Source organism: Mesorhizobium sp. LNHC229A00 (assembly GCF_000502415.1).
Classification (GTDB): domain Bacteria; phylum Pseudomonadota; class Alphaproteobacteria; order Rhizobiales; family Rhizobiaceae; genus Mesorhizobium.
Map to the genome: position 1 here is coordinate 1 of NZ_AYWQ01000094.1, position 1,079 is coordinate 1,079.

General features: G+C 53.1%; 2 protein-coding genes. One reads left to right on the plus strand and one right to left on the minus strand.

Translation table 11 applies throughout. The features are described from left to right. Positions 1-497: hypothetical protein (locus X742_RS1000000175120; RefSeq protein ID WP_032925162.1), on the plus strand; the 497-nt coding region annotated here is incomplete at its 5' end. A 261-nt stretch (positions 498-758) separates the two neighbouring features. Here the strand turns inward: X742_RS1000000175120 and X742_RS0139475 are convergent. After that, the coding region (locus tag X742_RS0139475) for a hypothetical protein (protein ID WP_031248833.1) at positions 759-1,079 on the minus strand (321 nt) is incomplete at its 5' end.

Consider the following 1,079-nt stretch of genomic DNA (forward strand, 5'->3'; position numbering starts at 1 on the left):
TCGGCGCCGGTACTTTCTTTTCGTCTACCAACCCTCCGCGTCGCGACCTCGAGGACATCGCCGCTCAGTTCGAGAATCTTGCCGTTGACCCGGTGAGTACAATGTCGGCATTCGAGAAACTGCATTGTTTCGGCTATAACGGCAGGAAGGACGCCCGTGGCAGCTTCATGCGGTTGGCATTTGGGTTTGGCGACACCAGCAACAAAGGCATGGCCACACTTCTCAAGCAGGTTTCTGTGCTGCTCGAGAGGATTGAGGAACAGATCGACCGCCTCGCCGAATTGCCTGCCTTCTTCCAACCTGCAAAGCTTGAATTGATTGCCAATTGGGGAACGGCACACCATCTTGGCGGACATTTCCGGGCCGAACGGAGAACCTTGATCTTTGAGCATGATGCGGGGTCTACCCATCAAGTGGGACTGCCGGCAGGTTATAGCGTCCCCAGCATGGCTGGCATTGAGCTCTTACGGGCTATGATGAGCGACAAACAGGGATGAGCTGTCGGCATTGGAGTCTCATCCCCATCTCGCCAGGACATCGTGATTTAACATAATGAATATTATGAGAATGATACATGGCGTTGTCTATAACGTATTATTTGCAGTGAAGCCATGCACCAGGTCGTTGCAGGCCAAGCTTTATCTCTGACTGTGACCTTTAGACTATGCAACTTTTAGACTTACAAGCATCTCTCAATACGATCAGGTGCTCCGCAGGATTGCGGCTTGGGCATCCCCAAATGGTCTGTTCAGAAGGCGTCATGCCATGGAGGCCCATTCCGACGTGAATGAACTCTCATTGGAGGTTACGACGGACAAGAAGCGGCCGGCTGATGCAACTTCTTGGATGACGTTCGAACCTGGGTGACGCCATGTGCCATAACGATCGGCGGCGACCACAAAAATCTCAGCATTGATCGCCGTAATCAATTGGCGGTCGCAGTTGTGATCTGAGCCGTGGTGCGGCAAGGTTAGCGTCACGACTTTGGCCAATAAATTGCCGAAATGCTGCAGAAAGGCCTTTCGTCGGTGTCCTTCTTTGAGAGCGGCGTCCCCGGTCGTCAACCATGCGATCCGATC